Source organism: Rhizobium lentis (assembly GCF_014200175.1).
Lineage (GTDB): Bacteria > Pseudomonadota > Alphaproteobacteria > Rhizobiales > Rhizobiaceae > Rhizobium > Rhizobium mulingense.
Genome location: NZ_JACHBD010000006.1, coordinates 311,547 through 333,827 on the forward strand (window position 1 = coordinate 311,547; position 22,281 = coordinate 333,827).

At 61.6% G+C, this 22,281-nt stretch carries 13 protein-coding genes and 3 pseudogenes; 5 read left to right on the forward strand and 11 right to left on the reverse strand.

The annotated features are described in order from the left end of the window. Window positions 1–5: 5 nt before the first annotated feature. The 3 genes from glgB to GGI60_RS16650 are packed head-to-tail and all read right to left on the reverse strand — an operon-like array spanning window position 6 to window position 8,722. Window positions 6–2,216 carry a 1,4-alpha-glucan branching protein GlgB gene (gene glgB / locus GGI60_RS16640; RefSeq protein WP_183934717.1) on the reverse strand — a complete coding sequence of 737 codons (2,211 nt, stop codon included), beginning with the start codon at window positions 2,214–2,216 and terminating at the stop codon, window positions 6–8. Beyond that, window positions 2,213–5,494: a maltose alpha-D-glucosyltransferase gene (gene treS / locus GGI60_RS16645; protein WP_183934718.1), complete on the reverse strand. Its 3,282-nt coding sequence runs from the start codon at window positions 5,492–5,494 to the stop codon at window positions 2,213–2,215. Before treS ends, glgB begins: the two co-directional genes overlap by 4 nt. Then, window positions 5,495–8,722 carry a maltotransferase domain-containing protein gene (locus GGI60_RS16650; protein ID WP_183934719.1) on the reverse strand — a complete coding sequence of 1,076 codons (3,228 nt, stop codon included), beginning with the start codon at window positions 8,720–8,722 and terminating at the stop codon, window positions 5,495–5,497. A gap of 173 nt (window positions 8,723–8,895) precedes the next feature. Between GGI60_RS16650 and GGI60_RS16655 the strand changes: the two genes are divergently transcribed. From GGI60_RS16655 to GGI60_RS16670, 4 genes and pseudogenes are all read left to right on the forward strand, one after another. Beyond that, window positions 8,896–9,186: an AbrB/MazE/SpoVT family DNA-binding domain-containing protein gene (locus GGI60_RS16655; RefSeq protein ID WP_246720415.1), complete on the forward strand. Its 291-nt coding sequence runs from the start codon at window positions 8,896–8,898 to the stop codon at window positions 9,184–9,186. After that, the gene (locus GGI60_RS16660) at window positions 9,186–9,539 is read left to right on the forward strand and encodes a type II toxin-antitoxin system PemK/MazF family toxin (RefSeq protein WP_183934720.1); all 354 of its coding nucleotides are present in this window, start codon (window positions 9,186–9,188) and stop codon (window positions 9,537–9,539) included. The genes GGI60_RS16655 and GGI60_RS16660 overlap by 1 nt, the downstream gene beginning before the upstream one ends. A gap of 98 nt (window positions 9,540–9,637) precedes the next feature. Then, window positions 9,638–10,546, forward strand: a complete 909-nt coding sequence (locus tag GGI60_RS16665) for an MBL fold metallo-hydrolase (protein WP_183934721.1) — start codon at window positions 9,638–9,640, stop codon at window positions 10,544–10,546. Then, window positions 10,543–11,315, forward strand: a pseudogene (locus tag GGI60_RS16670) (phosphotransferase enzyme family protein). Before GGI60_RS16665 ends, GGI60_RS16670 begins: the two are co-directional and overlap by 4 nt. Here GGI60_RS16670 and GGI60_RS16675 read toward each other — a convergent pair. Then, a complete protein-coding gene (locus tag GGI60_RS16675; RefSeq protein ID WP_183934836.1) occupies window positions 11,316–12,359 on the reverse strand; it encodes a magnesium and cobalt transport protein CorA in 1,044 nt (347 codons plus the stop codon). Between the two features lie 201 nt (window positions 12,360–12,560). Then, window positions 12,561–12,695 (reverse strand): annotated as a pseudogene (locus GGI60_RS16680) (DUF4272 domain-containing protein); the annotation flags it as partial. 200 nt (window positions 12,696–12,895) lie between these two features. Here GGI60_RS16680 and GGI60_RS16685 point away from each other — a divergent pair. Further along, on the forward strand, window positions 12,896–14,779 hold the full coding sequence (locus tag GGI60_RS16685; protein ID WP_183934722.1) for a methyl-accepting chemotaxis protein: 1,884 nt from the start codon (window positions 12,896–12,898) through the stop codon (window positions 14,777–14,779). 91 nt (window positions 14,780–14,870) lie between these two features. Here the strand turns inward: GGI60_RS16685 and GGI60_RS16690 are convergent, their stop codons facing one another. The 6 genes and pseudogenes from GGI60_RS16690 to GGI60_RS16710 all read right to left on the reverse strand — a co-directional run bounded on the left by GGI60_RS16690 (window position 14,871) and on the right by GGI60_RS16710 (window position 22,277). After that, window positions 14,871–16,322: an NCS1 family nucleobase:cation symporter-1 gene (locus tag GGI60_RS16690; protein ID WP_183934723.1), complete on the reverse strand. Its 1,452-nt coding sequence runs from the start codon at window positions 16,320–16,322 to the stop codon at window positions 14,871–14,873. A gap of 81 nt (window positions 16,323–16,403) precedes the next feature. Further along, window positions 16,404–16,595, reverse strand: a pseudogene (locus tag GGI60_RS32785) (hypothetical protein); the annotation flags it as partial. Between the two features lie 170 nt (window positions 16,596–16,765). Further along, window positions 16,766–16,951: a hypothetical protein gene (locus GGI60_RS16695; RefSeq protein ID WP_183934724.1), complete on the reverse strand. Its 186-nt coding sequence runs from the start codon at window positions 16,949–16,951 to the stop codon at window positions 16,766–16,768. A 102-nt stretch (window positions 16,952–17,053) separates the two neighbouring features. Beyond that, complete coding sequence (locus GGI60_RS16700; RefSeq protein WP_183934725.1) at window positions 17,054–20,125, reverse strand: efflux RND transporter permease subunit; 3,072 nt, start codon at window positions 20,123–20,125, stop codon at window positions 17,054–17,056. Beyond that, window positions 20,122–21,207, reverse strand: a complete 1,086-nt coding sequence (locus GGI60_RS16705) for an efflux RND transporter periplasmic adaptor subunit (RefSeq protein ID WP_183934726.1) — start codon at window positions 21,205–21,207, stop codon at window positions 20,122–20,124. The genes GGI60_RS16700 and GGI60_RS16705 overlap by 4 nt, the downstream gene beginning before the upstream one ends. Beyond that, complete coding sequence (locus tag GGI60_RS16710; protein WP_183934727.1) at window positions 21,204–22,277, reverse strand: efflux RND transporter periplasmic adaptor subunit; 1,074 nt, start codon at window positions 22,275–22,277, stop codon at window positions 21,204–21,206. The genes GGI60_RS16705 and GGI60_RS16710 overlap by 4 nt, the downstream gene beginning before the upstream one ends. Window positions 22,278–22,281: the final 4 nt, after the last annotated feature.

Below are 22,281 nucleotides of genomic sequence, written 5' to 3' on the forward strand. Positions count from 1 at the left end.
GCCTGTCAGGGCGACGGTCCTTTGAGAAAGACCGTCGCCAGCGGCGGCAGCGTCAGTGACAGGGAGACGGGCCGGCCGTGGGCGGGGATGGGTTCACTCGAAACTGCGCCGTTGACGAGACCGGAGCCGCCATACTCCCGCGCATCCGTCGTTATCCGCTCGATCCATACGCCATCGTGGGGCACGCCGATCCTGTAGCCGTAGCGCGGCACCGGCGTGAAATTCGAGACGACGAGGACCGAGGAAGAACGGTCAGGGGCATAACGCAGCATACCGAGAACGGAGTTGACGCTGTCGTCGGCAGTTGCCCATTCGAAACCCTCGGGATGAAAATCGCCGAACTGAAGTGCCGCCTCGTCGCCGTAGAGGCCATTCAGATCCTTCACCAGACGCTGGATGCCCATATGCGCCGGTCGGTCCAGTACGTCCCAATTCACTGAGGCGTCATGGTTCCATTCGCCCGGCTGGGCAACTTCGCCCCCCATGAACAGCAGCTTCTTGCCTGGATGCCCCCACATGAAGGCGAGATAGCTGCGCAAATTGGCGAATTTCTGCCACTCATCGCCCGGCATTTTCGTCAGCAGCGAGCCTTTGCCGTAGACCACCTCGTCATGGGAAATCGGCAGCATGAAACGCTCGGAATAGGCATAGATCATGCCGAAGGTCATCGTGCCATGATGGTAGCTGCGATAGACCGGATCTTTCTCGATGTAACTCAGGCTATCATGCATCCAGCCCATGTTCCATTTGATATCGAAACCAAGCCCGCCCTCTGCCGGCGGCTTGGTGACGCCCGGCCAGGCCGTCGATTCCTCGGCAATGGTCATCGCATGCGGGCAGCGCTCGTGAATGATGCTGTTCAGATGCTTGAAGAACTCCACCGCTTCCAGGTTCTCGCGGCCGCCGTAACGGTTGGGAATCCACTCTCCCTCGTTGCGGCTGTAATCGCGGTAGAGCATCGAGGCGACGGCATCGACGCGCAGTCCGTCAACATGGTAGCGCTCGAGCCATTCGAGCGCGCTGGCAATCAGGAAGCCCTTCACCTCGTTGCGGCCGAGATTGTAGATCAGGGTGTTCCAGTCGCGGTGAAAGCCCTCGCGCGAATCCTCGTGTTCGTAGAGCGCGGTGCCATCGAAGCGAGCAAGACCCCAGACGTCGGTCGGAAAATGCGCCGGCACCCAATCGAGGATGACGCCGATCCCGGCGCCGTGGCAGCGATCGACGAAATAGGCGAAATCTTCAGGCGTGCCGTAGCGGCCAGTCGGAGCGAACAGGCCGAGCGGCTGGTAGCCCCAGGAGCCGCCGAAGGGATGCTCCATGATCGGAAGCAGCTCGATATGGGTAAAACCCATCTCGCGCGCATAAGGAACGAGCCGCTGGCTGAGCTCGACCCAGTCGAGCGACCTGTTGCCGTCCTTCTGCTCGCGCAGCCAGGAGCCGGCATGCACCTCGTAAACGGAAATCGCGCCCTCCAGCCTTTCCTGCCTGGACCGGCCTCTCATCCAGGTATCATCGGTCCATCGAAACGGCGTCGAAGACGCGACGATCGAGGCGGTGGACGGAGCGGCTTCGCTGGCTCTCGCCACCGGATCAGCTTTCTGCGGCAGGCAATTGCCATGCGCGTCGATAATCTCGAACTTGTATCGTTCGCCGGAAGCAAGCCTCGGAATGAACAGCTCCCAGACACCGCCCGACTGTCTCAGCCGCATCGGATTTCGTCGTCCGTCCCAGGCATTGAAATCGCCGACCACCGAGACTCGGCGCGCATTCGGGGCCCAAACGGCGAAACGAACGCCCGCGACACCATCGACCGACATGGCCACTGCTCCGAGCGTCCGGCTCAGGCTGTAATGTGTGCCTTCGGATATCAGGTGAAGATCGAGCTCTCCGAGCAGGAGACCGAAGCTATATGGGTCCTCGGTGATCTGCTCTCCATCCGGCCAGTGGATCCGCAACCGATACCCCATTCTCGAGGCCGTGGCCGCCGCAAACAGGCCGGAGGGGTGAGCGACGCTGAATGGCGTCACCACCCTGCCGCTCGATGCGTCGATGAGATCGACCGCCTCTGCTCCTGGCAAATAGACGCGCACCACAGTCATGCCGCCGATCTCGTGCGGACCGAGGATCGAGAAGGGATCGCCATGGCGACCCTCGATCAGGGCCCAAAGCGCATCGTGTCCGATGCCTGCGAGAAGTTCCGAGCGTTCAACATTCATGCATTAACCCCCGCTAAGCGCGATACGATTTCCGTAAGCCCGGCGAGCGGGATCGGTAGCCACTTCGGCCTGTTGCGGGCTTCATAGGCGACTTCATAGGCGGCCTTCTCCAGGAGAAAAGCGTCGAGCACCCGCCTGCGTTGTTCATCCGGCATGGTAAGCGCCTTCGAGGCCGAGACCGCCTGCCAATAGGCATCGAGAAAGGCTGTCTCGGCATTTTGCCCGAAACGGGCGATGGCATAGCGGCGGACCTCGTTTTCATGTTCGGTGACCGCGTCGTTCTCGAGTTGAGCCGTGGCGACCAAATAACTTAACGACCGCAAAAACCCGGCGACGTCGCGCAGTGGAACCGTCTTAGCTCGACGCTCGGCAAGATTTTTCGCGGGTTCGCCTTCGAAGTCGATGATGACCGCATCTCCCTCGCTGACCAGGATCTGTCCGAGATGAAAGTCGCCATGGGTGCGCGTCATCAACGTGCCGCGGGCGCTATTCGCCAGGCTTGCGCCGAGCTCGACGAGTTCGGTACGGCGCTCTATGAGCGGTGCGGCCAGCAGATCTACCCCGGGATCGGCATTATCCTCGCGTTCTGCAAGCTTCGACATCGCATAGGCCACTTCTCCCGCGACGGCCTTCTTGATTGCTGCAACCTCGTCGTCCCCAGCAACGACGGGGCTGAAAGCTTCATCCGCATTCTCTCCGGCGAGCACAACATGCAACTCGCCCAATCTCATTCCAACCATTCCGACGAAGCTGATCAGTGGCTGGAAGACCTCATCGTCCGGCTCAATTGCCGGGTCATTCAGCACGAATTCGTCGGCCGCGCGGCGCAGATTGTTCAGCATCCAGTTCCAGGCGTCGCCCTGATTGCGGATCGCGCCCTGGACGATGATCAGGGTCGAGCGGCGCCCGCTGGAATCGGTATGCGCGACCTCGCCGAGCAGCGGCGCGGTGTGGTCATAGCCGGCCCGGGTGAGGAATCGCGTCATCTCCACCTCGGGGTGGATACCCGGGAAGATGTGCCGGATCAACTTGATCATGGCGATATCGCCGACGATAAGCGAACTGTTGGATTGCTCGGCCGACAGCCAATGCACCGGCATGTCATCGGTGACCTGCAGCCGATCAAGCCGCTCGGTGCCGAGAAATTCCAGCGTGCCCGTGCGCCCGGTGGTGCGCGAGCGGTCGGCGAGCCCACGCAGGATACCGCGCGCCATCGGCTCCACGGCAAATCCATCCGTCAGAAAGCCGACCCGCCTGCCCTGACGAACCCGCCCGAGCGCCAGCTGTTGGGTCAGCGCCGAGGGATGGGCATCGTCCCATGCGACTGTCAGCGGCAGTTGATAGAATTCGGTATGGTCGGGCAGCACCGCTTCCAATTCGCCGAGAACGACACCGTCGACGAAGGGGATCGGCGTCGCGGAGATCAGCCGCGCCGCCTGAAGCGGCTGGTCCTTCGCCCCGAACCACCGCCGCCGCGAGAGATAGGCAGGCAGGATTTCGTTGCTTAGCATGCGCATATGCGCGGGCTCGTCGACGAGATCGAGCAGGCCGCGGCGAATGACCATCGTCACGAGGTCGGGCAACTGTTCGGGCGGCGCCGTGCGCCATGCGGGCGGATCGGCATCGGCCTCCAGCTGGAACCAGAAGAAGCCGTAGGGCGGCAAGGTCAGGAGATAGGTCAACTGCCCGATCGGCGGAAAAGGCGACATGCCGGTCAGCTCGATCGGCACGCGTCCCTCGAAAGCCGAAAGGTCGAGTTCGACCGCCTGTGGGAGCCGGGAGAGATTGGTGACGCACATCAGCGTCTCGCCGTCATATTCCCTGAGATAAGCGAGGATCTTGCGGTTCTCCGGCGAGAGGAAACGCAGAGAGCCGCGCCCGAAGGCAGGATGGCGGCCGCGCAGCGCCAGCATTTTGCGCGTCCAGTTGAGCAGCGAATGCGCGTCGGTGCTCTGTGCTTCGACGTTGACCGCCTCGAAACCGTAGAGAGGGTCGGCGATCAGCGGCAGGACCAAGCGGGCCGGATCGGTACGCGAGAAACCGCCATTACGATCAGGCGACCATTGCATCGGCGTCCTCACCCCATCCCGGTCGCCGAGATAGATGTTGTCACCCATGCCGATCTCGTCGCCATAATAGATGACAGGCGTGCCAGGCATCGACAGAAGAAGGGCGTTCATCAGCTCGATGCGCCGCCGATCACGCTCCATCAACGGCGCCAGCCGCCGCCGGATGCCGAGATTGATGCGGGCGCGCTTGTCGGAAGCATAGGTCTCCCAGAGATAGTCACGCTCGGCGTCGGTCACCATTTCCAGCGTCAGCTCGTCGTGGTTGCGAAGGAAGATCGCCCACTGGCAATTCTCCGGAATCTCAGGCGTCTGGCGCAGAATATCGGTGATCGGGAACCGGTCCTCCTTGGCGATCGCCATATACATGCGCGGCATCAGCGGGAAGTGGAAGGCCATATGGCATTCGTCGCCGTTGCCAAAATATTCGCGCGTATCCTCCGGCCACTGATTGGCCTCGGCAAGCAGCATCACGCCGGGATGGGTCGCGTCGAGGGCGGCGCGGATGCGCTTGAGGATTCCATGGGTTTCCGGCAGGTTTTCGTTGATCGTCCCCTCGCGCTCTACGAGATAGGGGATCGCGTCAAGACGGAAACCGTCAATGCCGGTCTCCAGCCAGAAGCGCATCACCTTCAGCAGTTCGTCCATGACGAGCGGGCTGTCGAAGTTGAGGTCTGGCTGGTGGGAATAGAAGCGATGCCAGTAATAGGCGCCGGCCACCGCATCCCATGTCCAATTCGACTTTTCTGTATCGAGGAAAATAATGCGCGTTTCCGGAAACTTCTGATCGGTATCCGACCAGACATAGAAGTCGCGCTCGGGTGAACCCGCCGGCGCCTGGCGGGCGCGCTGGAACCAGGGGTGCTGGTCGGAGGTGTGATTGATGACGAGCTCAATAATGACGCGGATATTCCTCTGGTGGGCGGCGTCGACGAACGCCCTGAAATCCTCCAGAGTCCCATAGTCGGGGCTGACATTGCCGTAGTCGGCGATGTCATAGCCGTCATCGCGGCGCGGCGAGGGAAAGAAAGGCAGGAGCCAGATGGCGTTGACGCCGAGCGCCGCGATATGATCGAGTTTGGCGTGCAGACCGGCAAAATCGCCGACGCCATCGCCATTGGCGTCGTAGAACGATTTGATATGCAGCTGGTAGATGATCGCATCCTTGTACCAGAGCAGCGGCTCGGTGTTACCGGATTTCAACGTGTCCATTCATGCCTCCGCTGCGCGAACGCGCCAGATTGCAAAGGGCAGAATGTGAGGATTGAGACTGATCGTCTGCCGCTTGCCGTTCCACCTGAAACGATGCCCACCAACCAGATCCTCGGCGTCGAGCGCGCCGCCGTCCCCGAGCGACCACTTCCAGAGCGGCAGTTCGACGTCGCTCTGCTGGAAATTATGGGGGTCGAGGTTGATCGCGATCAGCAAGACGTTATCGCGCGCGCGACTCGCCTTTTCGAAGAACAGGATGTTGTCATTCCAGGCGTTCAGCAGCGTCAGCCCGAGATGCGAATGCAGCGCGATGTTTTCGTTCCGGATGCGGTTGAGCATCCTGATTTCGGCAATGATGTTGCCCGGTCGGTCGTAGTCCCAGGCGCGGATTTCGTATTTCTCGCTGTCGGCATATTCCTTGCGCTTGGCGTCGGGACGTCCCTCGCAAAGTTCGAAACCGTTATAAACACCCCATAATCCCGAGAGGGTGGCGGCAAGTGCTGCGCGGATGAGGAATGCCGGGCGCGGCGCGTTCTGCAGAAAATCCGGATTGATGTCGTGCGTGTTGACGAAGAAATGCGGGCGAAAGAACTCCTTCGGCGCCGTCTCGGTCAGCTCGCGCATATATTGCTCGAGTTCCCATTTGGTGTTGCGCCAGGTGAAGTAGGTGTAGGACTGGGAGAAGCCGATCTTCGCCAGCCGGTACATCACCTTCGGCCTGGTGAAGGCTTCCGACAGGAAGATGACATCGGGGTGGCGCGCCCTGATATCGCCGATCAGCCATTCCCAAAACGGAAAAGGCTTGGTGTGCGGATTGTCGACGCGAAACAGCTTGACGCCCTGGTCGACCCAGAGCTGGACGATATCCCTCAGCTCCACCCATAGGGAGGGCAAGGCGTCCTTCGTGTAGAAATCGACATTGACGATATCTTCGTATTTCTTCGGCGGGTTCTCGGCATATTTGATCGTGCCGTCCGGGCGCCAGTCGAACCAGCCGGGATGCTCAGTCAGCCAGGGATGATCCGGCGAGGCCTGGATGGCGAGGTCCAGCGCAATCTCCAGCCCATGCCGGCCCGCCTCCTCGACCAGCCGGCCGAAATCCTCGAAATCGCCGAGCTCGGGATGGATGGCGTCATGGCCGCCATCTTCCGAGCCGATGGCATAGGGGCTGCCGGGATCGCCGGGTGCTGCCTTCAGGCTGTTGTTGCGCCCCTTGCGGTTGGTCGAGCCGATCGGGTGAATGGGCGGGAAGTAGAGCACGTCGAAGCCCATGCCGCGAATGTCGGCCAGTCTCGGAATGACGTCGTCGAAGGTGCCGTGCCGGTTGGGATCGCCGCTCTGCGAACGCGGGAAGATCTGGTACCAGCTGGCGAAGGCCGCTTCCTTGCGTTCGGCGTCGACAGCGCTTGCCGTTGAGCGAAACCGGAACGGCCGCCTGTCGGCCTTGTTCATCAGTTCGGACGTCTCTGGATCGAGCAGGATCGCCGTGCGCTCGGGATCGGAAGCGTTTTCGAGACTGTCGATCAGAGCCTGCAATCCGGCGCCGAGCGCTGCCGGCGCTTGCCCCTTGGCGGCGTGAACGAGGTTTAATCCCTCCTGGAGCTCCAGCTTCAGGTCAAGTCTCGCATCGTTCTTCTTGGTCAGCTCGTAACGGAAGATCGCGAACAGGTTCTTCCACGCCTCGACCGCGAATTCGTAGCGCCCCATGCGCTCCAGCAGGAATTCGGCCCGCCAGCGGTCGTTCTCGACCAGTTGCATCGGCGTCTCGTTCCACTCCGCCATGGCGTCATGTGGCCGCCAGAGCAGGACGGCTGCGAGCGGGTCGTGACCATCGGCGAATATATCCGCCTCGACGGTGACGCTCTCGCCGACCACGCGTTTGACAGGAAAGCGTCCGTCATCAACCCGCGGCATGATGTTTTCGATGGCAAGCCGCGCCGACGCCGTCGCCTGCTCGACCTCGAGGGCAGGCCTGGATGTGATCGGCTCCGGCGCCTTGCCTTCAATCACCCGGGTCTCGCCTGCCCGCAGGCGCAGGGCTGCGCCATCGGCGGCGACGGGAAGAAAACCGGAGGCGGCCTCGCGAAGCGCGGTTACCGGCGCAGGCGCGCTTCGCCTGAGGTCACGGTTGAGCAGGATGAAGCGCACATCGGACGCGCTGCGAAGATCCTGCGCCTCGGATTGGACAAGCACCGAAACCGGCCCGCTGGCATTGCGGATCAGCCGAAGCGACGGAGCCCGCGCCTTCCTGGCCTTGCCGATCTCGCTGTTGGCGAGACGGATCTCGGATGAGATGTCGAAGGTGAGATCATGACGGAGCTTGCGCAAGCCCGAGCCATCGCCATGCGTCGGATCAAGCGGCGTCGCCGCACCATATTCGAAACCCATGGGAACCATGAGGCCGCCGCCGAGCGAAGCGGCAAGCCGCAGCGCCCGGACGGCGCGCCGCTCGAGGATTTCGCGGCTCTCGGTCCCATGCGCGATACGCCTGGCGAAGGGCGGCTCGGGAAAGGCGATCTGCCAGCCGAGCGGCTCCTGGATACGATGCTCCTCGACGAACCATCTCTCGTCGAGATCCCACCAGGCCATCGATGAAAAACATCCCGCGAAACCCGCATCGGCGATGGCGCTTCTCACCGCAAAATCGGTACCGGGCGTCCAGGCGAAGAATTGCACCTCGGCCTTCTCTAGCACGCCCGCAATCAGCGATTTGAAAAAGGCCGGTGCCGCCCGATCGATCCCGACCACCCTATATCCTGAGAGGCCGGCGTCGGACAGGCGCTGCAGCCGATCGGTCCATTCCACCAGCAGCTGCGACTGCTGCTCCGCCCCCATCGTGGTCATCGGCTCCGGCGGGTCGAACGGCGAGCGCCGGGGGTCGACGGGGCGATAGCCCGCTTGTGGGTCCCGCGCTTTCCCGTCGAGCATCAGGTCCATCATCAAGCCGACGCCACTCTTGCCGGCGACCTCAGCCAGCCGCGACACTCCATCCGCAGCCGCGCTTTCGAGCTGCAGTTCAGGATCGAGGCGATCAAAGTCTTGAGAGGAAAAGACGCTGCATTCCCCGCCTCTGTTAAAAAGGGGCGCCGTCAGCACATGGTCGAAACCGATATCCGCCGCATGGTCGAAAACCTCGCGCCATGCATCGGTCCCTCGGAGGAGCAGCGGATTGACGTAATAGATCCGGGGTGGGGTGCTGAGTGCACCCTGCTTCACAGAGAATAACATCGGCCGCCGCCTCGCGTTTTCTTTTCAGGCAAACTTCCTTTGGCGGAGGTTGTTCCACTCAACCCGTCAATTTACGGCTGCATGAGACATCGCAGGCCGCGATGAGACGGTGGGAGGTGCATGTTCCTGTGACGCGGAAAACGTATCGAACGTCCAATGGTTGCCGTTGGCGGATGGAAAACTCCACGACGCCCTTGTCGTTGCCGATGAATGTGCAGATTCGCCGTCAGGGCGGCGCGATCGTATTTAGCATTCCTCCCGCCCTGTTGAAAATGCTCGGCGTGGAAGTCGGCTCGGAGTTGACGTTGGTCGTCAGCAATGGAGCGCTTGTCGCAAGGCCAACGCGAGCGAAGAAGAGATATACGCTGGCGGAGCTCCTCGATGGGGCGGATGAGATGTCTGAGCTGAACAAGCAGGCTGCCGCCTGGAACGTCAGCCCGCCTGTCGGTAATGAAGCATCCTGATGGTCCGCAGCAATGTTCCGAAGCGTGGCGACGTCTTTCTGGTCGACCTGAATCCGGTTGTCGGGATAAAGGATGCACATCGATGCGTCGTGATCAGCCCTCGCGAGATCAACCTCGTGGGACTGTGCCTCACCGTCCCCATTATTACGGGAGGAGTGTTTACTCGTAAGGCTGGACTGGCTGTGAACATCTCAGGCCACAAGACGACCGGGGTCGCTCTCTGCAATCAAGTCAGAGCTCTCGACATCATGGAGCGCGTAAGACTTGAAACCGCTCGGCTTGTGGATACGTTGAACACCCCCACGACTGACGAGATCGTCGCCAGAGTGGTCAGCATAATCGAACCCGCGTGATCGCGTCGCCTGCGACTATCAACTGTCATTCGGCGGCGGTTGCTCGATGGAGATTCACAGAACTCGGCAAATTCAGTGCGACTGCAAAGGCGATCAGCGTGAACCCAACGATAGAATTGCACTCCCATCCCGGACTCGACGAGCGGATCGTAATCGTCAGGGCGGGAGACGAAGTGGATGCCGTGTTTGTCAGGACCGAGAGGTTCAACGTCCTGATCGATACGCTCGGCACGCCCGAGCTGTGCCGGAGGGCGCTGGATCTGCTTGAGGAAAAACCCGCGGCCCACCCACTGATCGTCGTCAATTCGCATATGGATTGGGATCACTTCTGGGGAAACGCCGCCATTGCAGGGCGTGCTCCCATTATCGCGCATGCCGCAGCACTCGACCGTCTGCGCGATCCCGCGACACAGCAGGTCCTAACGGACAAAGCGGGCGAGGAATCGCGGTTTCGCGCTGTGCAACTCATCGGCCCCGACATCACTTTCTCCGGCTCGATGGTTCTGAACGGCGGCGATCTGACGCTCGAACTCATTCACACGCCGGGACATACGCCCGACCATCTCGCCGTCTGGATTCCCGAATTGCGCATCTGCCTGGCCGTCGACGCGGTGGAATATCCCATTCCTGAGGTCTGGAGCAGAAGCGCTGATGATCTGCGTCTGATCCGCTCCTCTCTCGAGCGTATCCGCAACCTTGATGCGAGGCTGGTCATCCCCGCACATGGCAGGACGTCCTCTCCTTCGACAGTCGATAAGAACCTCGCCTATTTCGAGACCCTGGCCGATCGTGTCGGATCCATGAGCGAGGGCCAGCTCACGGATCCGCAACTCGGCAGTGAAAGCGGCTTCAGGCTGGAAGACTTCGTTGCCATTCCGGACGACATGCCTTCAGATACTTTAGCGTTCTACCGGAACTGCCATGAGACAAATCTCGGCGCCACGGTTCAGGCTCATATCGAAAAACGAAAATCCGCGTCGCTGCCGCACAGGGAGACCAGGACGTGAAGCTGTTGGAGGGCGGGCGGACCGGGCAGATCTGGCGCGACGGCGATAGCGTGATCAGACCATCAGGCGCATGGACGCCGACGGTGCATCGGTTTTTGCGCCATCTCAGGAATAGAGGCTTCCGGGGGGCGCCGGAGCCCATCGCGATATCAGCCGAAGGCCAGGAAGTCGTCGGCTACGTCGCCGGGCGCGTCTGCGAAGACCTCAGCGATCCCCTTGTAGGATCGGAGCGCATGCTGATATCGGCAGCGAGGCTTCTGCGCGAGTTTCATTCGGCCTCCGAAGGTTTTCTGGAATCGGATGGTGAGATCAAGGCATGGATGCTGCCGCCGCAGGAGCCGCGGGAGATCGTCTGCCATGCAGACTTTGTGCCTTATAACGTCGCCACCGTAGATCACGAGGCTGTCGGGATCATCGACTTCGACACTGCCCATCCCGCGCCGCGCCTCTGGGATCTCGCCTATGCGGTCTATCGCTGGGCGCCCCTCTCCGATCCCGCCAATCCGGCTGTTGCATTCGACCTCGACGAGCAGGTGCGGCGGGCGGAATCTTCTGCACCGCCCATGGGGCGACGGTCGAAGAACGGCGCCGGCTTCCGGATATGATCTGCAGGCGGCTTCAAGCCCTCGTCGACTTCATGCTGGCGCGTGCCGCAGCCGGAGACGAGAGCTTTGCCGAGGATGTCTCGGCGGGAGACGCACGCCTCTATCTGAACGACATCGGCTATCTCGGCATGCACCGAAATCGGCTTTTGAAAAGGCTGTCCTGACTAAAGCCACTTACGCCTGCGGAAGAAGGTGAACAGGCTGAGGCAAAGGACGCAGATGACGCCGAGCACTGCAAAATAGCCGTACTGGAATTTCAGTTCCGGCATATCGTCAAAATTCATGCCGTAGATGCCGGCGATGGCGGTCGGAACGGCGAGGATCGCCGCCCAGGCGGCGAGCTTGCGGGCGATCGCGGTCTGTTCCGTCTGGCCGATCATGACGCTCGCCTCGAAGGCGAAGGCCAGCACCTCACGCAGCGCGTCGATATCCTCCTGAACCCGGCGCACATGATCGGTCACATCGCGAAACAGCGACTGCAGCGTCGGGTCCATGCCGGGGAGGTCGATGTGCTCGTATCGCCGGCAGACATCCACCAGCGGCACCACGGCGTTGCGCAGCCGCAAGAGCTTGCGCCGCAACAGGTAAAGCCGTTCGATGTCGGATTTTTCCAACTGTTCGCGCAGCACCAGATCTTCGAGCTTCTCGACCTCCTCCTGCACGACCTCGATGACGGGCATGTAGTTGTCGACGATGAAATCGAGTATGGAATAAAGGATGTAGTTCTCGCCATGAGCAAGAGCGGCGGGCGTTGCCTCGCATCGCTGCCTGACCGCCAGGTAGGAAGAGGACTCTCCATGGCGAACGGAGACAACATAGCCGCGGCCGACGAACAGATGCGTTTCGCCGAAGATGATCTCGCCATCCTTCATATGGGCAGTGCGGGCGACGATAAACATCGCATCCCCGTAAATCTCCAGCTTCGGGCGCTGATGGGGCTGCGCCGCATCCTCGATCGCCAGCGGATGGAGATTGAACTCTGCCTGCACCTGGTGCAGCAGCACTTCATCCGGCTCATGCAGGCCGATCCAGACGATGGCATTCTCGCTGTTGCGCCATTCGCCGGCTTCTTCGATCCTGATGTCGCGAATGCGCTGCCCGTGCTGATATACGGCGGCAGCCACCACGCCCCGCCGCTCATGCCGCGGCGATGCAGCGCCGCCGCCGGCCTGCGAAGTAACACTTTCCGGATCCTTCAACCGTTCCAAATCCTGCCGTCCTCCATTTCCAGACATAGCCCCACCATGGCCGGCCTCCTCGCCGATCCGTGTCGTTGCGATCATAATGCTATTTCAGCCAATATGCATCCGCCTCGATGGAAGCCGATTCGGCGCAGGACGGCATCAAGTCTCCGTGGAAATATCGTCCCAGTCACGGACGGATGCTGCCGCTCTCGGATCATCTGCTGATGTCGGCACGCCTTCCGACTGAAGCTGAGCAATAGGCCGGGCTTTGCGGGCCTGCGCCTCGTCCGGGCTTTGGGAAACGGCCGCGTGTGCCGGAAGTATCAATGCAAGAAGAGCTGAAAATATGCGCTTCATCATGAACTGGTTCCAGTCATCCCTTACCCACTATCGATAGGCATTTTCCTGTCTGAGCGGGCTCATGAACGCAAGGGGCGGCGAGTTTCCGGAAAATTGGTAAACGGCCTTGTTACCTCCCGGAACACATCGTTAAATTTTTCTCGTTACAAAGGGATCACGTGAAGCCGGTATGAGGCCGGGACCGTTCGATGGGGACTTTAATGCGTCGTCCAAACATAAAATCGAGTTTGCTGTTGATCTTCAGCGGCATCGCCCTGCTTTTTGGTCTTGTCGCTTATCTCGCCGTCGATGGTCTTCGAAATACCAACGGTTCCACCGAGGAGATCGCGACCCGCTGGCTGCCGAGCGTGCAGGCTTCGCAGGCGATCAATCTCAACATGACGAATTTGCGCCTCGCCTACCGCGATCACGTCATCGCGCAGACCGAGGCTGAGAAAAAGACGCGCGAAGAGTCCATTGCCGTCGCCGAGAATGCCATTCGCAAATCGGTGGACGCGTATCTTCCGCTTGCTTCGTCAGACCACGAGCGCGAACTGATCAAGACGATCAAGGAGAGCGTTGAGGGCTATATCGCCAGCAGCTCGCAATTGCTCGCCCTTTCGCGCGCCAACAAGACCGAGGAAGCCGGGCAATACCTGGGCGCGGGGATGCGGTCCTACTCGGACAAGCTGAAGGAAGCGACGACGAGCCTCGTCGAGCTGGATGTCAGCGGCAGCAACGAGGCTGCCGAACTCAGCAAGGAAACCTTCGCCTCGATAGAATTCTACCTTCTTGCCGCGATCGGTTTTGCGGGATTGCTCGTTCTCGGCGCCGTCGCCTTCGTGCTAAAGAGCATCGCCAACCCGATCACTGGCATCACCGTCTCGATGCGGCGCCTGGCCGAGGGCGACACTGGCTCGGAAATCCCCTTTGCCGACCGCGCCGATGAGGTCGGCTCGATGGCTGCGGCAGTAGAGGTCTTCCGCCAAGCGGCGATCACGAACAAGCGACTGGCACTGGAAGCCGAAGAAAACCGCAACAAGGCGGAGGCCGAGCGCGCTGCCGCCCAAAAACGGGCGGAAGAAGACGCTTCGGAGCGGCTGCGCATTGCCACCTCGGGTCTTGCCGCCGGTTTGAAACGGCTCGCCGCGGGCGACCTCGCCTTCCAGCTCAACGAGGCCTTCGCTCCCGACTTCGAGGCGCTGCGCCACGACTTCAACCAGTCGGTAACACAGCTGGGCGCGACGCTGAGAGCAATTTCCGAAAGCATCGGCACGATCGACGAAGGCACGCGGGAAATTTCTTCCGGTGCGAGCGATCTTTCCAAGCGCACGGAGCAGCAGGCCGCCTCGCTCGAGGAGACGGCCGCCGCCCTGGAAGAGATCACCGCCAACGTGTCGAATTCCAGCAAGCGGACCGAGGAGACGCGCACGGTCGCCACCGAGGCAAATCGCAGCGCCGGGATCTCCGCAGAAGTCGTCTCCCATGCAGAGGAAGCGATGGAACGCATCGAGACCTCGTCGCAGCAGATTTCCAACATTATCAGCGTCATCGACGAAATCGCATTCCAGACCAACCTTCTGGCCCTGAATGCCGGCGTCGAGGCGGCGAGAGCCGGTGAGGCCGGCAAGGGTTTTGCCGTCGTTGCCCAGGAAGTGCGCGAACTCGCACAGCGCTCCGCGGGCGCTGCCAAGGAAATCAAGGGCCTGATCCAGAACTCCTCGAAGGAGGTGGAAAGCGGCGTCAGGCTGGTGCGCGATACCGGCCAAGCCTTGAAGACCATCGGCGGCTTCATCACTCAGATCAATCACCATATGGATTCGATCGCCACGTCTGCGAAAGAGCAGTCGATCGGATTGAGCGAAGTCAACGTCGCGGTCAATCAGATGGACCGGACCACACAACAGAACGCGGCGATGGTGGAACAGTCGACGGCGGCATCCGACTCGCTCGCGCAGGAGGCCCAGAAGCTTCGCGAGCTGATCAGCCAGTTCAGGCTCTACGATGCGGCCTACGGCCAGTCGGCAGCTCTTCGCTCGACAGCGAGGACGATGGCGCAACCCACAGCCCGCGCGGCCATCCATACGGTCGCGGCACGTCGCTGAACAGGGGCGAATGACGGACCCCTGCCCTGACGACAGCTCACGCAAATACAATAAGAAGGCGCCCGGCCAATACCGGGCACCCTTCATTTCGTCATGACGCGAAGGCCGGATTGCGCCGCGCGCCCATTCTCAGCACGAAATAGATCGCTCCGCCGATGGCAACGCCGAAGAACCAGCCATAGGTGCCCCACCAATCCGGCAGGATCGAGGTGAAGGTCGGCAGGATCGAGGAGAATAGCGCGCCGACCGCGAATGCGATGAAGGCATTGCCGTGCCATCCGTTCTGGAAGCGGAATTCGCCATCCTCGCGGTAGAGCGCTTCGACGTTCAGCTGGCTCTTCCGAATGAGATAATAGTCGACCATCATGATGCCGAAGATCGGACCCATCGTCGAACCGATGAAGTTGACGAAATGCGCCGCACCCGTCTCCCAGGGGGCAAACGGATAAAGCACGAGAGCGATCAGGGCGGCGATATATCCCCCCCGTTTAAAATTGATCTGGCGTGGGAAGACATTGGCGAAATCGAAGGCCGGCGACACGAAATTCGCCACGACGTTGATGCCGAGCGTGGCGACTGCGAATGTCAAAGCGGCAAGCAGCGCTAGGAACCAGCTATCAAATTTCGCCGAGATCATTTCCGGATGCAGCAGCACCTCGCCGTACACGGTGAAGGCGGCCGTGGTCGTGACGCCTGCGACGAGGCAGAAGGCCAGAAGATTGATCGGCAGGCCCCAAAGATTGCCTTTGCGCAGCGCTTTTTCGCTCGTTGCGTAGCGCGAGAAATCGCAGAAATTCAGATAGAGCGCTGCGAAATAGGTAATCCAGGTGGCGGCGACAGCGGCAAGTGCCGCAATCGAGCCGGGTTCACCCGGCACGCCGGCATCCTTGGTCTTCTCGATCAGCACATCGCGCGGGATTTCCGAACCGAACGAGAAGGTGCCCGACTTGACGACCAGATAGACGGCCAGGATCAGCATCATGATCCAGACGGCGGGGCCGGCCCAATCCTGGAACTTGCGAACCGTTTCCATCCCCCGCTGAATGATCAGCAGCTGCAGCGCCCAGACGATGACGTAGCAGATGAGTTCGAGGGTCGAGTGGCCGAGCATGTGGCTGTTCTGATGGAAGGCGAGCAGGCTCTCGTTCCTGATCAGGAGGGCGACGATGGCGCCGGATGCGGCGGCGGTCTGCGCGCCGTACCAGAAGCAGGCGACCACCGCCCGGACGAGTGCCGGGACATTGGCGCCGAAGGTACCGAAGGAGGCCCGCGCCAGAACCGGAAAGGGTACGCCGGTGCGCACACCGGCATTGCCGACCAGGCTCATCAGGAAGAAGATCACCAGGGAGCCGATGCCGATGGCAATGACGAAATTGACGAAGCTGCCGCACAGCAGGAACAGGCTCGCCGCCAGATAATAGCCCCACAGGCTGTGGACATCAGACGTCCAGACGTTGAAGATGCTGAATGCACCCCATTTGCGCTCCGCGGCGGGTGCAAGGTCCTCGTTATACAACGAGGGAGACGGATCTCGAATGCTCATGAATGCCCTCCCATATCCCCTGTGGCGACTCGACCACGGAAGGAAGTTTGCGCTTCATTTAGGCATCTGACAATTTAATCGTCACATTGTACACAATGCTGATGGCCGCATTGTACAGATCCTCCGGAGCGCGCCCGGGCTGCTCATTACGCCCGACGAAACGTCCGGCCAGGCGAAACGGGCTTGCGACTGCGCGCCGAACTTAGCGAGCGACGCGTAGCGGTCGTGCTCCAGCCCGTCCGACGCCTGGATCGACGTTATGTCGATGATCCGTCCTTAGGGTCGGATAGCTCATTCCCGTGCCCTTCCTGCCGGGAGGGACTGAAAATTCGTACTGTTCATAGGTAAGGGTCTCGGACCATGCGCTCCCGAACTCGCCTCGCATGGCATCAGCGCCCCGGACGCTCACCCGGTCGGAGGTGACTCGGAATGAAGCGCCTCATTCAGATGAACCGGCTTGAGAGCCTCCGGCGACGGCCTTGTGGCGCAACCGGGAACATCGTCAGGGCCATCGCCGGCAGCATCGCCGAACCCACTTTCGGCAGCAATTTCAAACGCCGTTTCACTATCGCCCCCTCCGCTTCGAAGCCGAAGGCGCGTTTCAGTGCGCTCATGTCGAGGTCCCACACGCTGTTCCCGCGTGGGATGGCTTTGCTTGCGCCATCCCACGCATTGCGTTTCGGTCCGTGTTGCAAGCCGCGGAGGCATGAGGGGGCTGTCAAAACCTGTCCTCATGCTTCCGCCGCGGCGTGGGCCCGAACCTGCTCATCTCTCGGGATTCTGAACCATGCGACGTAGAGCGCCGGCAGGAACAGCAGGGTCAGCGCGGTTCCGATGACGATGCCGCCCATCATGGCGTAGGCCATCGGCCCCCAGAAGATCTCGCGCGAGATCGGGATCAGCGCGAGTGTGGCCGCCGCCGCCGTCAGCATGATCGGCCGCATCCGGTGTTCCGTCGCCTCGATGACCGCCTGCCATGCAGCGACACCTTCGGCGCGCAGATGTTCGATCTGCACGACCAGGATGACCGAGTTGCGGATCAGGATGCCGATCAGCGCCAAAATGCCGAGGATCGCGACGAAGCCCATGGGGGCATTGCTCAGCAGGAGCGCCGCGACCACGCCGATCAGCGCCGTCGGCGCCACCGCGAAGACAAGGAAGAGGCGACTGAAGCTCTGCAGCTGGATCATCAGGATCGTCGCCATCGTAAACAGCATCAGCGGCGCCACGGCCGCGATCGGCCCCTGGGCCTCGGCGCTGGATTCAACCGCGCCGCCGATTTCCACCTTGTATCCGACGGGAAGGTTCTTCTGGAACTCTTCGACCTTCGGCTTCAGCTGGTCGACGATCGTGGCCGGCTGCGTCGAGCCGATGACGGCTGCCTTGAGGGTGATGGTGGGTTGCCGGTCGCGACGCCAGATCGTCGGCTGCTCGAGCTCGTAGCGGAAGTTCGCCACCGCCGACAGAGGCACGACCTTGCCGTTGGAGGTGGAGAGCTGCAGGTTCTGCAACGTCTGGATGGAATCGCGCTCAGATGCCCTGGCCCGCCCGACCACGTTGACCAGGTAAATGTCGTCACGGATCTGCGTTGCCGTTGAGCCTTCGACAATGCCGTTGAGAGCGGTTGCAATGTCCTCGGAGGAGACGCCGAGCTGGCGCGCCTTGTCCTGCAGGACATCGACCTTCACCACGCGGGAAGGTTCGTTCCAGTCCAGAACCATATTCGACAGCAGCGGATGCGAACCGACCACGCCGGCAAACTGCTGGGAAATGTCGCGCACCTTCTGAATGTCAGGGCCGCTGATGCGGTACTGGACCGGCTTGCCCACCGGCGGGCCGATGTCGAGAAGCTTGACGAAGGCGTCGGTGCCGGGGAAGGTTTTTGTCAGATAGGCCTGCAGATCGGCCCGTACCTTGTCGCGCACCTCGAGCCCCTTAGTGACGATCACCGTCTGCCCGAACGACACGTCCGGCGTCTGCACGTCAAAGGACAGGATGAAGCGCGGTGCGCCCTGGCCGACATAGGTCGTCCAGTGGTCGATGTCCTTGTTGCCGGCCAGCATATCCTTCTCGAACTTGGCCATCTGCCGGTTGGTCTCGGCAATCGAGCTGTTGTGAGGCAGATTCCAGTCGATGACGAGCTCGGTTCTGTCCGAATTCGGGAAGAACTGCTGCTGCACCAGGCCCATGCCGCCGACTGAAAGGGCGAAGACGCCGACCGTCAGCACGATGGTGATCCAGCGCCAGCGCATCGCGAGCTTCAGCAGCCAGGAGAACACGGCAGCGAAGCGTCCTTTCTTCTCGTGATGCGACTTCATCGTCTTCGGCAGGATGGTGACGCCGAGGAGCGGTGTGAACAGCACTGCCACGATCCAGGAAACGACCAGCGAAACTGCGATCACCACGAACAGCGTGAAGGTGAATTCACCGGCGGCGCTGTTGTTGAGACCGACGGGGATGAAGCCCGCAACGGTGACGAGCGTTCCGGTCAGCATCGGAAAAGCCGTCGATGTATAGACGTGGGTTGCTGCCTTCCTGAGATCGTCGCCCGCCTCCAGGCGTGCCACCATCATCTCGACGGCGATCATGGCGTCGTCGACGAGCAGCCCGAGCGCGATGATGAGTGCACCGAGCGAGATGCGCTGCAGCGAAATGCCGGAATATTCCATCACCACAAAGGTGATGGCGAGCACAAGGGGTATGGAGATCGCCACCACCATGCCGGCGCGCAGGCCGAGGCTGATAAAGCTGATGACGAGAACGATGACGATCGCTTCGAAGAGCGCGCGGGTGAAGCCCGAAACGGCTTCGTCGACGACATGCGGCTGGTCGGATACGCGGTGCACATCGACGCCGATCGGAAGATCGGCAACGACGCGTTTCATCTGCGCGTCGAGCCCCTCGCCGAATTCCAGAAGATTGGCGCCCTGCTTCATGCCGATGGCAAGCCCGATCGCCGGCTCGCCGTTGAAGCGGAACAGCGCCGACGGCGGATCGACGTAGCCGCGGGTGATCGTGGCGACGTCGGTCAGCGGGAAGAAGCGGTCGTTGATGCGCAGGTTGATCGACCGCAGGCTATCCTCGGATGTGAACTGTCCGCTCACCCGCAAGGCGATGCGCTCCGGACCGGCATCGACGAAGCCGGACTGCGTCACGGCATTCTGGGCCTGCAGGGTCTGGATGACCGACTGCTGGTCGATGCCAAGCGCTGCGATCTGGCGGGTGGAGAATTCCAGATAAATCGCCTCGTCCTGCGCGCCGATCACGTCGACCTTGCCGACATCCGGCACCTTCAGAACCTCGGAGCGGGCATTTTCGACAAAATCGCGAAGCTGGCGCTGCGTCAACCCGTCGCTCGTGAAGGCATAGATGTTTCCGAACACGTCGCCGAAGCGGTCATTGAAGAAGGGACCGACGACCCCGCTCGGAAAATCACCCTTGATGTCGGCGATCATGTTGCGGATGCGCAGCCATGTCGGCGCGACATCCCTCGCCTTGGTCGTCGGCAGAAGTTCGACGAAGACCGTCGTTTGGCCGGCAACGGTCTCGCTCTTGGTATAGTCGAGCGATTCCAGTTCCTGCAGCTTCTTCTCGATCCGGTCGGTCACCTGCCGCGTCACCTCTTCGGCCGAGGCGCCGGGCCACTTGGCGGTGATCACCATCGTCTTGATCGTGAAATTGGGATCTTCCTCACGGCCGAGGTTCAAGTACGAAAAGGCGCCTGCGAGAATGAAGACGATCATGAAGTACCAGACGAGCGAACGATGTTCGAGCGCCCAGTCGGAAAGGTTGAAGGACTTCACTGGTTGATCTCCTGATCGATCCTGATGGCCTGGCCATCTTCAAGTTTATGCACGCCGGCCACGACCACCCTGTCTCCGGGGACAAGCCCTTCGGTGACGCGGACAGTGCCGCCGTCGACGACGTCGCCCGCGATCTTCACGGGGCGCAGTGACACCTTCTTGCCGGGCACATCGACGATCCAGACGCTCGGGCCGTCGCTGCCCGCAAGAATGGCCGAGGAAGGCAGCACAATCTCAGGCTCCGCGGCGATGGTTGCAGCGGCAGTGATAACCGAGCCGAGCCGGAACGCTTCAGGCGGATCGGCGAGCGCAATTTTGGTTCTGCTGGTGCGGGTGGCAGTCTCCGCCTCCGGCGCGATCTCGCGAACGGCCCCCGACGCGCGGATTGTCGGATCGAGTTGCAGCGTCACCTCGAAGGGCGCGCCGATCTTCAGTTTCTGAGCGGCTGCCTGCGGCACGTCGACGACGGCGTCGCGTTTGTCGGGCCGGGCGATGGTCACAACCGTCTGGCCGGCCGACACGACCTGCCCGACCTCGGCCGACGTCGCCGTCACAACCCCATCGAATTCCGCCCGCAGCTGCGCATAGCCCAACTGCTCCTTGGCCTTGTCGAGATTGGCCTGTGCCTTGGCGACGGCGGCCGCGGCCGTCCGCCTCGCCTGCTCGGCCTCTTCAAGCGAGGCTGTCGTGCCCGAGCGCGATTCCACCAGCGCGCGCTGGCGCTGCTCCGTGGTCACTGCGTTTCGGAGTTGAGCGTCGCTGTTTTCCACATCGGACTGGGCGCTGCGCACGGCAAGCTCCAGCGCCACCGGATCGATGGCGGCCACGACGTCACCCTTCTTGACGACGTCGCCGACATTGACGTTGCGGGCAATCATTCGCCCGAGAATCCGGAAGCCGAGTTCGGTCTCGATCGTTGGTTCGATCGTTCCAGTCAGGCTGAGGCTCGTGGCGGGCGTCTGCCTGACTGTCATCGACAAAACCGGACGAGGCGTGTCCGTCCTCTCTTCTGCCTTCGGCGCACAAGAGGAGACAAGGGCCGTGCCCAGCATAAGTGCGACTATCTTTAGACGAATACTCACTTGGAAGCTTCCTTGACGTAAGACACGATCTCACCGGGCCTGAGGAACTTGGTGCCGTCGGTCACCACGACCTCTCCTGCCGACACGCCCGACTTCACGACGAAGCTGCCGGTCTCGTAGTCGGCGACCTCAATCGTCCTCGCCGAAACCACGGATGATGTGGGATCGACGATCCAGATGGCCGGCTTGCCGTCCTTCGAGGTCATTGCCGACCAGGGCAGCTGGATGACGTCCTGCGAGAGGTAGTTGAACCGTCCAACGACGGGAGCGCCCAGCGGAATGGGAGCATCGCTCGATATTGCGACTTTCACCTTGATGGTGCCGGTGGAGGAATCGATCGTCGGCGAAATCTCACGAACCTTCGCCGTGATCTTCTGCGTCGGATCCGACAGAAGGGCCACGGTGCCGTCGCCGTCGATCGGACGCAGGAAGGCGCTTTCCACCACTTCGAACACAGCATCGCGGTCGCCATCATGGGCAAGGGTGAAGACGACCTGGGCGGCCTGCGCCACCTGCCCGACCTCGGCATTGCGGGCGGTGATCACCCCGTCGGCGTCCGCCTTCAGCTCTGTGTAGGACAGGCTGTCCTGGGCGGTTTCGAAGAGCGCCTGCGCCGATTTCGTCGATGCCTGCGCTGTCAGAAGTGCCTCCTGTGCTTGGTCGAGCGCCGCGCGGGTCGTCACCTGCGTTCGAAACAGGCTTTGCTGGCGGTCGAATGCAAGCTGGGCCTGGGTCTGCTGCGCCTCGGCCGACTGAAGATTGGCCGCGGCCACATCCAGGTCGGCCTTCTGCTCTTCCGGATCGATGCGCGCGAGAAGCTGCCCCGCTTTCACCGACTGTCCGACCTCGGCCAGCCGTTCGATGATCTTGCCGCTGACGCGGAAGGACAGATCGGTCTGGACACGCGCCCTCACCTCTCCCGTGATCGCACCGCCCTGAACCAGCGGCTCAGGCTTGGCGACAACGACACCGACCTGTCGCGGGGTCGGCTCGGCGGGCCCGCTCTCATCGCTACATGATCCGAGACTGATGGCGCATACGATCGCTGTGGCGATCAGAATGGTTCTCATAGTT